The organism is Paludibacterium yongneupense DSM 18731 (genome assembly GCF_000422925.1).
GTDB lineage: Bacteria > Pseudomonadota > Gammaproteobacteria > Burkholderiales > Chromobacteriaceae > Paludibacterium > Paludibacterium yongneupense.
On sequence record NZ_AUGZ01000010.1, the window covers coordinates 79,683 to 91,212 of the forward strand.

Here is an 11,530-nt window from a genome sequence, read left to right on the forward strand (position 1 = left end):
TATAACGATTAGCAAAACGCGTCGACAAGGACGCGGGGTTTAATAACAAAAAACACACGAGGAGGACAGTCGCGTCTGGCGGCTGCTTGGGTATATGCGCAAATTTTCCGATTGGCCGATTTGGTTGCGCCTGGTGGTGGCGATCTGGCTGTGCCTGATGCTGGCTTGGGGGACGATGATCGCCTGGGAAACCCGGGTCAATCGCGATATCGCGGTCGATCAAGCGCACGACATGGCCAGGAGCATCAACGAGATGACGCTGGCCGGCCTCACCGGCATGATGATTACCGGCACCGTTGGCCAGCGTAACGTCTTCCTCGATCAGATACGCGAGCTCGAAGCCGTTCGCGATTTGCGCGTCGTCCGCGGCGAGGCCGTCGTCAAGCAATTCGGCCCCGGCCAGGGAGGCGAAGCCCAGCCCCGGGACGAAATGGAACGCGCCGCACTCGCCGACGGCCAGCCGCATATGGCAATCGAATCGTCCCCCCCCATCGGAGAGAATCTGCACGTCGTTTTTCCTGCCATCGCTTCGTCGCGCTATCTCGGCAAGAACTGCCTGGCCTGCCATCTGGTCTCTGACAAAACACCGCTAGGGGTGGTCAGCATGCGTATCTCGCTGGCCAAGACCAACGCTTCGGTTCAGCGCTTCCGCGACCAGAGCGTGCTGTTCGCCCTGCTGATTTCGCTGCCCTTGATGGCCGTGGTCTACCTCTTCATCCGCCGCTTCGTCACCCGCCCGCTGCACGCGATGGAGCGCGGGCTGGCCGACATCGCCAAGGGGGAGGGCGATTTATCGCGCCGGCTGGACGCGAGCAACCAAGATGAAATCGGCCTGGCGGCACAGCGTTTCAACCAGATGTTGTCGACCATCGCCGACCTGGTACGGCAGGTCGGCGCCTCGGCCACCGCCGTCTCGGCGGCCGCGCACGCGCTCACCGAGGGCTCGGGCCGGCTGGAAGCCGGTTCCAACCAGCAGACCGCGCAATCGCAAGCCGCTTCGGAGGCCGTCGACGAACTGGCCGGGCATATCAGCGAGATCGCGGGCAATAGCGGGCAGGTGCGCCACCACGCCGATGAAAGCCTCGCACGCTCGGCCGAAGGTCGGCGCAGTTTGACCTTGTTGCGTACCGATATCGCGCAGGTCGAAGAAGCGATGCGGCGCATGGCGCAGGCAGAAAACGACCTGATGGCCTCGACCAACGAAATCACCGCCATGACGCGTCAGGTGCGCGAAATCGCGGACCAGACCAATATGCTCGCACTCAATGCCTCCATCGAGGCCGCGCGCGCGGGCGAACAGGGCCGAGGCTTCGCCGTCGTCGCCGACGAGGTGCGCAAGCTGGCCGAAAGATCGGCCTCGTCGGCCAGCGAAATAGACCGCGTCACCCAGTCGCTGAATCAAAAGTCGGAAGCGGTCAGGCTGACCGTGGTCGCCAGCCTCGAGCAACTGACCTCCAGCCATGTTTCGGCCGAACGCGTGGCCGGCGTTCTCGACTCGGCACAGGAATCGGTGGGCGGAGTACGCGACGAACTGGAACAAATCGTCACCGTCACCACCCAGCAACGCCAAGTCAGCGAGTCGGTGGCCCTGAATATAGAGGCCATCGCCGAGCGCGCACGCGACAACGATCTGGCCATCCGCCAAACCGTTTCCGCCGCACTGGAGCTGGAGCAACTGGCCGAATCCCTGCGCGAGTCGGTATCGCGCTTCAGGATCTGAGGCCGGGCGGCGTCTCAGGCCTTGAACAAATCCTTCAGTCCGCGCGGCTGGCAACGCCAGTACTGCGGCGGGGCCTCCACGCTCGCCCCCAGGCGCGCGGCGGCATGCCACGGCCAGCGCGGGTCATACAGCATCGCGCGTCCGAGCGCCACCAGATCGGCGCGTCCTTGCGCGACGGCGGCCTCGGCCTCTTCGGGTTCGGTAATCAGGCCGACGCCTATCGTCGTCATGCCGGTTTCGCGCCGGATGCGCTCGGCGAAAGGCAGTTGATAGCCGCTCCCGAGCACGATCTGCTGCTCGGGCGAGAGCCCCCCGCTCGAGACATGGATGAAATCGCAGCCCAGCGTACGCAGGCGGCGCGCAAACTCCAGGCTTTGCTCGAGATCCCAGCCACCGGCGACCCAGTCGGTGGCCGAGATCCGGATCCCGACCGGGCGCTCGGCCGGAAACGCCGCACGCACCTCGGCCATGACTTCGAGCGGAAAGCGCATGCGATTTTCCAGCGAACCTCCGTAGGCGTCCTCGCGGTGGTTGGAAAGCGGCGACAGGAACTGGTGCAGCAGATAACCGTGTGCGCCATGCAATTCGACGGCGGCAAAACCGAGCCGCGCGGCGCGGCGCGCGGCAGCGGCGAAGTCGGCACGGATCTGCTCCAGTCCTGCCGCATCCAGCGCCAGCGGGGCGTCCTCGTCCGGCCCGTAGGCCACGGCCGAGGGCGCGAGCACCTGCCAGCCCCCCTCGCTGACCGGCAGGCGACGGCCGCCTTCCCACGGAAGCTGCGCCGACGCCTTGCGCCCGGCATGCCCGAGCTGGATCGCGAGCGGGATATCGGAGAATGTGCGCACGCTCGTCACCACCTGGCGCAATGCGTGTTCTGTCTCGTCGGACCACAACCCCAGATCGCGATTCGAAATCCGGCCCTCGGGCGCCACCGCCGTGGCCTCCAGAATCAGAAGCCCGGCCCCCGACACGGCCAGATGGCCGAGGTGCATGCGATGCCAGTCTCCGGCGGCCCCGTCGACAGCCGAGTACTGGCACATCGGGGCGATGACGATCCGGTTTTTCAGGGCCAGTCGGCCGATCCGGTACTGGGAAAACAGTTGGCTCATGGTCGCTCCTGCGTTGATTCGTTTGAATTCGGCCAGCACAGCATCGAACTGGACGGCCGCAGCGTCAAGCCTTGAGCTACACTGGCGAAAAATTCTGAAGGAACCTTCCCATGTCGTCCCGACTTGTCTATTCGACCGAAACGGGTCGCATCTGCCCCGATTGCAGCTACCCGGTCGCCGACTGCCATTGCAAGCAGGAGACCGTGCCAGCACCGGGTTCGACGGTCACCGTGCGCCGCGAGACCGGCGGCCGCAAGGGGCGCGAAGTCACCACCGTCCGCGGCACGCCGCTGGCCAGGGTCGAGCTGGCGGTACTGGCGCGCGAACTGCGACGCTTGTGCGGCTCGGGCGGCACAGTCGCCGACGGCGTGATCGAGATCCAGGGCAACCATGTGGACGGGGTGGCGGCGGAACTGGAAAAACGCGGCTTCAAGGTCAAGCGCGGCTGAAGGCGCGGCGGCGGAAAACCGCCGCGCCGGGCCGGAATCAGGCGGGAACGGTCGCGCGGCGGACACCGCGACGGCGCATGATCAGGGCAGTCAGACCGAGACCGAGCAGCGCATAGCTTTCCGGCTCCGGCACCGCCGGCGTCAGCGACGTCGTCAGCGTTCCCTCCAGGTTCGGGTCGGAGGTCTGTCCGTAGAGCAGCAATTGATAGCTGCCGCCGCCGAGCAGCGTCTGACTGCTGCCCGCAGGCACGACATAGGTCTGCTTGCCGTACACATAGCCGCCGCTTGTGGCAAATGCGCCCATATCATAGGCCGTCTCACCATCCAGCGAGGTGATGGAGAAGGACAGCGAAGTCAGCCCCGGGCTCTCGTGGGCGGCCTGGAATACGACGCTTAACGCGTCGGGGTTCCACATGCTGCGCGAAGGCAGGTCGATCGTGATCGCCGGTGCCGTGACAAAGTTGAACCCGCCGAAGGTGATGACCGGGTTCAAGGTGATGACATCGGCTCGCGCCTGCAAGCTCATCGCCAGTAGCATGCCGAGAATGCTCGAAATAAGTTTCATGGTAGTCTTTCTCCGTCGTACTGAAGCGAACAGGCGTTCAAACCGGCAGGGGCGTTTTGCGACGGCGCGCCAGCAGCATCCCGACCAGCCCCATTCCGATAAGGGAATAGGTTTCCGGTTCCGGCACCGGCGCAATGCTCGACGTCACGGTGCCGGCCACGTTACGGCCACCCGTCCCGTAAAAGGACAAGGTATACGTGCCTGGGCCGAGTACGTTCGCGGGCGTCACCTTGAACAGGCTGTCGTAGACGACCCCGCTGACCGTTCCGGTCCAGGGGATGGCCGGCGTAGTCGTACCGGGGCTGCCCGTCCACAGCACGCTCCCGCTCGCCGTCGAACCGGAGTACAACACGGCGGTCAACCCGAACAGCGGCTGGCTCGTCGTCTGCAACACGGTTTCGAGGTTGAACGCCTGCAGCGACTCACCGGCGGCGAGCGTAAAATGTTCGGTGGCGGTCTCGAGATACAAATTACCGCCAAGAGGGATGACCATCGCCAGCGTTCCTGGCGTTACCGCAATCCGGGCCTGCGCAAAAGCGCTGAGCCCGAGCATGATGGCGGCCAGAGCGAATCGGGGTTGCATCTTTGCGATACTCCTAAAAAACGGGCGGGACGATGACCGCGCCGGGAACGGACCGTCGAAGCCGGGCAGCTCCTGCCGCCGCGTCCACGCGATCCGTCCCGGCGCCGTTGCCGACAGCCCAGGCAGAATGCGCATCGGCCGCGACGTCATGCATGTGGCCGGTGTTTACACTTCAGTGTTTTATCCGCTGGAAACCGGCCATTCAATCATTTTTGTTTAAACAGTATTAAATTAATGATTTTGTATTGCGAAACAACGACCATCCCTACATTCCGCCACCGATCGACCCTCGTTCAACCCACAGGAGAACCTCATGTCGCAGCCCGAAATCGAAACCCTCTCCAGCCGCATCGTTTACGAGAACCGCTGGATGAAGGTGCGCGAAGACCGCATACGGCGTCGCAGCGGTGCGATCGGTCTCTATGGAGTGGTAGAAAAACCCGACTTCGTCGCCATCGCCGCCCTGCATGAAGGCGGACTGATGATGGTCGAGCAATATCGCTACCCGGTCGGCGCTCGCAGCCTGGAGCTGCCGCAGGGTTCATGGGAAGACCAGGCCGACGTCGATCACGCGGTGCTGGCCGCGGCAGAGCTGCGGGAAGAAACCGGCTTCGCCGCCGCCTCGCTCGTGTACGCGGGACATCTGCATCTGGGGTGCGCTTTTTCGAACCAGCGCTATCACATCTATCTGGCCAGCGGGTTGACTCACGTCGGCAGCGATCCCGACCCGGAAGAGGAAGGGCTGGAAGCGAAATGCATCGGCCTCGACCAGGTCGAGGCGATGATAACGGCAGGCGAGATCACGGATGCCACCACCGTCGCCGTGCTCGGCCTGTTGCGCCTGAAGGGGCTGCTGCCGCGCTGAACGACGCCCCGGCGCTCAATGGCCGCACGCGACCCGGCGACAGCCGCGGCGCCACAGGACGAGGCTGAGCGCCAGCCCGGCCAGATGGCAGTACGCCAGTTTTGCCGCACTGTCGAACACCAGTGGCGCGACGAAGCCGGACACCAGCGCAAAAATCATCATCTGCAGAAAACCCTGCAGCGATGCCGCCAGGCCGCGCATCTCAGGGAACAGCGACAGGGCCATCACCGTCATGCTGGGCCCGGCCAGCGCGAGGCCGAAGCCATAGCCGAACAGCGGCAGGACGGCCCACGGCACCCGTACCGGCAAGGCCGAGGCATAGACGGCGTTGAGCGCGACCGAAACAAACATGATCAGATAGCCGAGGCGGATCATCTGCCGCGCGCCGCTCGTGCCCGCCCGCCGGGCGGCGAGCATGGCGCCCAGCATCAAGCCGCCGACCAGCGGCACGAACATCCAGGCGAATGCGGTTTCCGGCAGATGCAGAATCGTCATCACAAAGCTGGCGGCCGAACCGATGTAAAGCGGGATGCCGCAGTACACAAAACCCAGTCCCAAGGACATGGTCATGAAGGACGGATCGAGCCCGACCTGGAGATAGCGCCGCACGATGGTCAGCAAGTGAAAGGGATGCCGCCGCTCGGGCGGCAGACTTTCCGGCAATCCGCGCCAGCACGCGAGCCACATGCCGGCGCCGAACACGGCCAGAAACACGAACACGGAACGCCAGCCCAGGGTCGCCTGCAGCCAGCCCCCGAGCACCGGAGCGATCGCCGGCGCCAGACCAAACACCATTGTGATGTGAGACATCACGCGCCGTGCCGCCGCGCCCTCGAACCGGTCCTGCACCACCGCGCGTCCGATGACCACGCCGGCCCCGGCCGACATGCCCTGCAACGCGCGCAGAAAAATCAGCCAACCGATGCTAGGAGCCGCCGCAGCGCCGACCGCCGCGACGGCATAGCACAGCAGGGATACCAGCAGGACCGGGCGGCGGCCGAAGGAGTCGGACACGGTGCCGGAAAACAGCATCATGGCGGCGAAGGCGCTCACATACGCAGTCAGCGTCTGTTGCACGACCAGCGGGTCGACAGCGAACTCGCGCGCAAGCGACGGGAACGACGGCAGGTAGGTGTCGATCCCGAGCGGGCCGATCATGGAGAGTCCGGACAGAATCAGGGTCAAAGCGAGTGTCGGCATGCGCTCATTTCGGCGAGATATTTTATAGAGTCCGTATAGTATAGGATCGCCGCACAGCTTGCTGCGCCTCTGCTTGCGAGGGTCGCCCTCCGGACTCCCCGCACGGATTGATTTTCTAGACGATCGGTTTATTATTGGTGCATGACAGCATCGACTTCCGCCCCGCGCCAGCGGGGTCGTCCTCCGCGAATCGCGCCCTCGCGTCAGGAAACGCGGGAGGCACTGATCCGCTGCGGCACCGAATTATTGACAGAAAAGGCCTTCCTCAGCACCGGACTCGACGAGATGCTCAAGCGCGCCGGTGTCGCCAAAGGCTCCTTCTATCATTATTTCGCCAGCAAGGACACGTTCGGTCTGCTGGTGGTCGACAATTACGATGCCTGTTTCTGCCGCAAACTCGACCGCCTGTTGCTCGCCCCCGGGACTCCGCCGCTGACCCGGCTGGCCGCCTTCATGCAGGAGGGCATGGACGGCATGCGCCGCCATGATTTCCGCCGTGGCTGCCTGATCGGCAACCTGGCACAGGAACTCGCCTCCTTGCACGAAGGCTTCCGCCTGCGCCTGCAGCAGGCGTTCGCCGGCTGGCGGCAACGTGTCTGCACCTGTCTCGAGGCCGCGCGCGCGGACGGCGAGATCGCGGCCGAAACCGATTGCCTGGCGCTGGCCGGCTTTTTCTGGATGGGCTGGGAAGGCGCGGTGTTGCAGGCAAAACTGGTGCAGGACGCCGAGCCGCTGACCGTGTTCGCCGCCCAGTTTTTTTCATTGCTTGGCCGCCCGGATCGTGCACCGGCCGCGACCGCAGATTCTGTTCCTACCGTTGAGGACCCTCATGTTCAAAGCCATCCTGATTGAAAAAGACGACGCCGGCTATCGCAGTCATCTGACCGAACTGGACGAAGCGCAGTTGCCGGAAGGCGATGTCACCGTCAAAGTCGAGTATTCCACGCTCAACTATAAAGACGGTCTCGCCATCACCGGCAAGGGACCGGTGGTGCGCCGCTTTCCGATGGTGCCGGGCGTCGACCTCGCGGGGGTGGTCGAAGACAGCAGCCATCCCGACTTCCGGATCGGCGAGCGCGTCGTACTGAATGGCTGGGGCGTGGGCGAAGTGCATTGGGGCGGGCTGGCCGAGCGCGCGCGGCTCAAGGGCGAGTGGCTGATCAAGCCGCCGGCCGCGTTCAGCGCGCGGCAGACGATGGAAATAGGCACCGCCGGCTATACCGCGATGCTCTGCGTGATGGCACTCGAAAAACACGGCGTGCGCCCCGAACACGGCGAGATCCTGGTCACCGGCGCAGCCGGGGGCGTCGGCAGCGTCGCCGTCGCCTTGCTGGCCCGGCTCGGCTACACCGTGGTCGCTGCCAGCGGGCGTCCCGCCAGCGCCGGCTATCTCAAAACGCTGGGCGCGAGCACGGTGATCGACCGCACCGAATTCAACGCCCCGGGCAAGCCCCTCGCTCGCGAGCGTTGGGCGGGGGCGGTCGACACCGTCGGCAGCCATACCCTGGCCAATGTCTGCGCGAGCACGCGCTACCGCGGCGTCGTCGCCGCCTGCGGTCTGGCCCAGGGCATGGACCTCCCGGCCACCGTCGCCCCCTTCATCCTGCGCGGCGTCACGCTGGCCGGCATCGATAGCGTGTTCTGCCCGCTGGCGGAGCGCGAACTGGCCTGGCAAAGGCTGGCGCGCGATCTCGATCCCGCGCTGCTGGCCGGCATCACGCGCGAAATCGGCCTGAGCGAGGCCATCGCCGTCGCAGGCGAACTGCTGGCGGGGACGATTCAGGGGCGGGTGGTCGTGGACGTGTCGCGCTAGACGGGCCGGTTCAGCCCGGCAGTTGCAAATGCCCGCCCTTGACCGGCACTCGTGCCGACGAAGGGCGGGTTTTGCTGCGTATCGTATGCTCGACGCCGTCGAGGCTGTATCTGATGTCGTAGCCGACAATGCGGCTGGAAGCCAGCAGCACCGAATCGCACCCTTTGCCGGCGGCGGCCTGGCGCTGCGGCAGGGTGCTGCCCGCGCGCGCGGGCCTGGCCTCGTCGGGCGGCTGGATCAGCGCCGCGGCATCGGTGCCATCGTCGGTTGTCGTCCCCAGCACCGCATCCAGCACACTGCCGGTCAGACTGTCAGCCAGGCTGGACGCCATGCTGTCGTCTTCGGCCGGCATGGCCGATGGCCGCAGGCAGGGAGCACGGGCGGTTGACGTGATGCGGCGGATCGGGACCACTTTCACTATTCTGGCGTACTCAGGAGCAGACGCCTCCGCGCGCGGCGCCGAGGCAGGAGCAGGGCCGGCGAGTGGCGCCCCTCTCGCCGGCTTCGGGTCGGCGGCCAGGACGTGCTGAGCCGTGCCCGCCGCGCCGCGCCCGATCATGGCGGCCGCGCCGATGGCGAGACCGCCACCCAGCAGGGCGGCGAACAGGTACGTTTTTTTCATCACAGCGATCCTCGACGGGCCGGTCTCTTAAAAATAGACCCGCCGGGCCGGATTAAGTTTGTGGCAAATGGTAACGCTCTGTAACCGGGAGTACGGCATGCATCGCGATGGCGACGCCTATGCGACAATAGCGCTCCCGTCACCGCCATGGAGCCCCGCTTGGAACGCCTTGCCGTCATCGACTTCGAAACCAGCGGTCTCTCGCCCGCCAGCGGCTGCCGCGCCACCGAAATCGCTATCGTGTTACTCGAGGACGGCGCCATCGTCGACCGCTATCAGAGCCTGATGAACGCGGGCGTCGTCGTACCGCCGTTTATCGAGCAGCTCACCGGCATCAGCAATGCGATGTTGCGCGCCGCCCCGCCCGCCCGGCACGTCATGGCCGAAGCGGCCGCTTTCGTCGGAGCAACGCCTCTGGTCGCCCATAACGCTTCGTTCGACCAGAAGTTCTGGGACGCGGAGCTCGCCCGCCTCGGCCTCGCGCGGCGGCAGGAATTTGCCTGCTCGATGCGCCTCGCGCGCCGCCTGCTGCCGGACGTCCCCAACCACAAGCTGGGCACGCTGGCCAGGCAACTCGCCCTGCCCGCCACCGGCCGCGCGCACCGGGCGCTGGCCGACGCCGAAATGGCGGCCTGGCTCGTCGCCCACCTGGAACGCATGCTGCGCGAACGCCACGGCATCGCCCGCGTCGACCATGCGTTGCTATGCCGACTTGGAAATGTGGCCAAAGCGCGTATGCCAGACTTCCTGAACCGGCTTGCCACATGATACCGTGTACGATCCCCCTATCAAGTTTGGAGTAACGCACGTGTTCGAACATGTCGAAGCTTATGCCGGCGACCCCATCCTATCGCTGATGGAGTCGTACCAGCAGGACCCGCGCCAGGAGAAGGTCAATCTCGGCATCGGACTGTACTACGATGAAGAAGGCCGACTGCCGCGTCTTCAAGCCATCGCCGAAGCCGAACGGCGTCTGGCTGCCGCGCCCTCCCCCTGCGGCTACCTGCCGATGGAAGGCCTCGCCGACTACCGTCGCGCAACCCAGGCCTTCGTGTTCGGCGCCGGGCACCCCGCCGTCCTCGACGGTCGCATCGCCACGATTCAGACGCTCGGCGGCTCCGGCGCGCTCAAGGTCGGCGCCGACCTGCTGAAACGCTATTTCCCGGACTCCGGGGTCTGGGTCAGCGATCCGACCTGGGACAACCATGTGTCGATCTTCGAAGGCTCCGGCCTCACCGTCAAGCGCTACCCCTACTTCGATGCCGCCACGCGCAAGGTCAACTTCGAGGCCATGCTCGACTGTATCGGTGGCCTGCCGGCGCGTTCCATCGTGCTGTTGCACCCGTGCTGCCATAATCCGACCGGTTCCGACCTGACGACGGAGCAATGGGACCGCCTGATCGCCGTGGCGGTGAAGCGCGAGCTGATACCGTTCATGGACATCGCCTACCAGGGCTTCGGCGCCGGCATCGAGCAGGACGCCTACGCCATCCGCGCGATGGCCGCGGCCGGGGTATCGTTTCTGGTTTCCAACTCCTTCTCCAAGATCTTCTCGCTGTACGGCGAACGCTGCGGCGGCTTGAGCATCGTGTGCGCGGATGCTGCCGAAGCCACCCGCGTTCTGGGCCAGCTCAAGTTCACCGTGCGCCGCAATTACTCGAGCCCCCCGCGGCACGGCGCTCATCTGGTCGCCACCGTCCTGCTGGACGACGCTCTGCGCTCGCAGTGGGAAGCCGAAGTCGACCAGATGCGCACCCGCATTCAGGCCATGCGCCGCACCTTGTTCGACGTTCTCAAGAACGCGTTGCCGCACGCCGACTTCAGCCATCTGCTGACCCAGCGCGGCATGTTCAGCTACACCGGTTTTTCACCTGAACAGGTGGACCGGCTGCGCCACGAACACGCCGTTTATCTGGTCGGAACCGGGCGCATGTGCCTGGCCGGGCTCAATACCAAAAACGCCATTCGCGTGGCCGAGGCCTTCTCCAAGGTCTGACCCGCGAAGCCGACGCCTCCCGTCCGCCCGATTGCGCGCGGCCGGGAGGCGGGGATGAATCAGCATGCACCTCATACGCGAACGACTCTGGCTGGATGAACGCGACGTCAGCTTCAGCATGATCCGTGCCCAGGGCGCGGGCGGGCAGAATGTCAATAAAGTCTCGTGCGCGATCCACCTGCGTTTCGACGTCCTGGCCTCCTCGCTACCCCCGGAAGCCAAGGCGATGGTGCTGCACCACGACGACCAGCGCATCAGCAAGGATGGCGTAATCGTGATCAAGGCGCAGCGCTTCCGCAGCCTTGAGCTCAATCGCGCCGACGCGCTTGAACGGCTGATCGCTTTGATCCGCGACGCGACGCAGCAGGAGGCGCCGCGCAAGGCGACGCGCCCGAGCCGGCGAGCGCGCCAGCAGCGGATGGCCGACAAAACCCGCCGCAGCCAGATCAAGCTCGGACGCGGCAAGAATTTCGAGTAAGCGCATTCGCGTTTTTCATCCTAGAATCAAACCACCATTGACATAAGTCAATTCACCTCGCGTTAGGCTGCACCGGATAGTGGCACCCCGTGCTGTCGGAGCCAGCCCGTCCTGCTGCTCCGCCTAGACA

The 11,530-nt window shown here is 65.2% G+C and carries 13 protein-coding genes; 8 read left to right on the plus strand and 5 right to left on the minus strand.

From position 1 onward, the window contains the following. Positions 1–94 precede the first annotated feature (94 nt). The gene (locus tag G520_RS0106845; protein WP_028535004.1) at positions 95–1,720 is read left to right on the plus strand and encodes a methyl-accepting chemotaxis protein; all 1,626 of its coding nucleotides are present in this window, start codon (positions 95–97) and stop codon (positions 1,718–1,720) included. 14 nt (positions 1,721–1,734) lie between these two features. Here the strand turns inward: G520_RS0106845 and G520_RS0106850 are convergent, their stop codons facing one another. Beyond that, positions 1,735–2,829, minus strand: coding sequence for an NADH:flavin oxidoreductase/NADH oxidase (locus G520_RS0106850; protein ID WP_028535005.1), 1,095 nt, complete (start codon positions 2,827–2,829; stop codon positions 1,735–1,737). Between the two features lie 110 nt (positions 2,830–2,939). Between G520_RS0106850 and G520_RS0106855 the strand changes: the two genes are divergently transcribed. Next, the gene (locus tag G520_RS0106855) at positions 2,940–3,278 is read left to right on the plus strand and encodes a translation initiation factor Sui1 (protein WP_028535006.1); all 339 of its coding nucleotides are present in this window, start codon (positions 2,940–2,942) and stop codon (positions 3,276–3,278) included. Positions 3,279–3,315: 37 nt separating this feature from the next. Here the strand turns inward: G520_RS0106855 and G520_RS0106860 are convergent, their stop codons facing one another. Both G520_RS0106860 and G520_RS0106865 read right to left on the minus strand, forming a co-directional pair. Continuing rightward, positions 3,316–3,843, minus strand: coding sequence for a PEP-CTERM sorting domain-containing protein (locus G520_RS0106860; RefSeq protein ID WP_028535007.1), 528 nt, complete (start codon positions 3,841–3,843; stop codon positions 3,316–3,318). 37 nt (positions 3,844–3,880) lie between these two features. Further along, positions 3,881–4,426, minus strand: coding sequence for a PEP-CTERM sorting domain-containing protein (locus G520_RS0106865; RefSeq protein WP_028535008.1), 546 nt, complete (start codon positions 4,424–4,426; stop codon positions 3,881–3,883). 313 nt (positions 4,427–4,739) lie between these two features. Here G520_RS0106865 and G520_RS0106875 point away from each other — a divergent pair, with 313 nt between their 5' ends. Continuing rightward, positions 4,740–5,291 carry an NUDIX hydrolase gene (locus G520_RS0106875; RefSeq protein WP_028535009.1) on the plus strand — a complete coding sequence of 184 codons (552 nt, stop codon included), beginning with the start codon at positions 4,740–4,742 and terminating at the stop codon, positions 5,289–5,291. Positions 5,292–5,306: 15 nt separating this feature from the next. Here the strand turns inward: G520_RS0106875 and G520_RS21895 are convergent, their stop codons facing one another. Beyond that, the gene (locus G520_RS21895) at positions 5,307–6,491 is read right to left on the minus strand and encodes a multidrug effflux MFS transporter (protein ID WP_036665597.1); all 1,185 of its coding nucleotides are present in this window, start codon (positions 6,489–6,491) and stop codon (positions 5,307–5,309) included. 141 nt (positions 6,492–6,632) lie between these two features. On the opposite strand from G520_RS21895, the gene acuR reads away from it, so the two are divergent. Together acuR and acuI are read left to right on the plus strand one after the other, a co-directional pair. Then, complete coding sequence (acuR, locus tag G520_RS21900) at positions 6,633–7,343, plus strand: acrylate utilization transcriptional regulator AcuR (RefSeq protein WP_084637513.1); 711 nt, start codon at positions 6,633–6,635, stop codon at positions 7,341–7,343. Then, positions 7,321–8,304, plus strand: a complete 984-nt coding sequence (acuI, locus tag G520_RS0106890) for an acrylyl-CoA reductase (NADPH) (RefSeq protein WP_028535010.1) — start codon at positions 7,321–7,323, stop codon at positions 8,302–8,304. Before acuR ends, acuI begins: the two co-directional genes overlap by 23 nt. Before the next feature lie 10 nt (positions 8,305–8,314). Here the strand turns inward: acuI and G520_RS0106895 are convergent, their stop codons facing one another. Then, complete coding sequence (locus G520_RS0106895; protein WP_028535011.1) at positions 8,315–8,926, minus strand: hypothetical protein; 612 nt, start codon at positions 8,924–8,926, stop codon at positions 8,315–8,317. A gap of 159 nt (positions 8,927–9,085) precedes the next feature. On the opposite strand from G520_RS0106895, the gene G520_RS0106900 reads away from it, so the two are divergent. The 3 genes from G520_RS0106900 to arfB all read left to right on the plus strand — a co-directional run bounded on the left by G520_RS0106900 (position 9,086) and on the right by arfB (position 11,400). Further along, positions 9,086–9,694 (plus strand): 3'-5' exonuclease, encoded by a 609-nt coding sequence (locus G520_RS0106900; protein ID WP_028535012.1) that lies wholly within the window; start codon positions 9,086–9,088, stop codon positions 9,692–9,694. A gap of 40 nt (positions 9,695–9,734) precedes the next feature. Next, entirely contained in the window at positions 9,735–10,922 is a 1,188-nt protein-coding gene (locus G520_RS0106905) for an amino acid aminotransferase (protein ID WP_028535013.1), read from the plus strand. Between the two features lie 64 nt (positions 10,923–10,986). Beyond that, complete coding sequence (arfB, locus tag G520_RS0106910) at positions 10,987–11,400, plus strand: alternative ribosome rescue aminoacyl-tRNA hydrolase ArfB (RefSeq protein WP_028535014.1); 414 nt, start codon at positions 10,987–10,989, stop codon at positions 11,398–11,400. Positions 11,401–11,530: the final 130 nt, after the last annotated feature.

Excerpts from the sequence above, each read along its gene's own strand:
- G520_RS0106860 (WP_028535007.1), bottom strand. The coding sequence starts at position 3,843 with ATGAAACTTATTTCGAGCATTCTCGGCATGCTACTGGCGATGAGCTTG.
- G520_RS0106845 (WP_028535004.1), top strand. The coding sequence starts at position 95 with ATGCGCAAATTTTCCGATTGGCCGATTTGGTTGCGCCTGGTGGTGGCG.
- G520_RS0106850 (WP_028535005.1), bottom strand. The coding sequence starts at position 2,829 with ATGAGCCAACTGTTTTCCCAGTACCGGATCGGCCGACTGGCCCTGAAA.
- G520_RS0106875 (WP_028535009.1), top strand. The coding sequence starts at position 4,740 with ATGTCGCAGCCCGAAATCGAAACCCTCTCCAGCCGCATCGTTTACGAG.
- G520_RS0106895 (WP_028535011.1), bottom strand. The coding sequence starts at position 8,926 with ATGAAAAAAACGTACCTGTTCGCCGCCCTGCTGGGTGGCGGTCTCGCC.
- arfB (WP_028535014.1), top strand. The coding sequence starts at position 10,987 with ATGCACCTCATACGCGAACGACTCTGGCTGGATGAACGCGACGTCAGC.
- acuR (WP_084637513.1), top strand. The coding sequence starts at position 6,633 with ATGACAGCATCGACTTCCGCCCCGCGCCAGCGGGGTCGTCCTCCGCGA.
- acuI (WP_028535010.1), top strand. The coding sequence starts at position 7,321 with ATGTTCAAAGCCATCCTGATTGAAAAAGACGACGCCGGCTATCGCAGT.
- G520_RS21895 (WP_036665597.1), bottom strand. The coding sequence starts at position 6,491 with ATGCCGACACTCGCTTTGACCCTGATTCTGTCCGGACTCTCCATGATC.
- G520_RS0106855 (WP_028535006.1), top strand. The coding sequence starts at position 2,940 with ATGTCGTCCCGACTTGTCTATTCGACCGAAACGGGTCGCATCTGCCCC.
- G520_RS0106865 (WP_028535008.1), bottom strand. The coding sequence starts at position 4,426 with ATGCAACCCCGATTCGCTCTGGCCGCCATCATGCTCGGGCTCAGCGCT.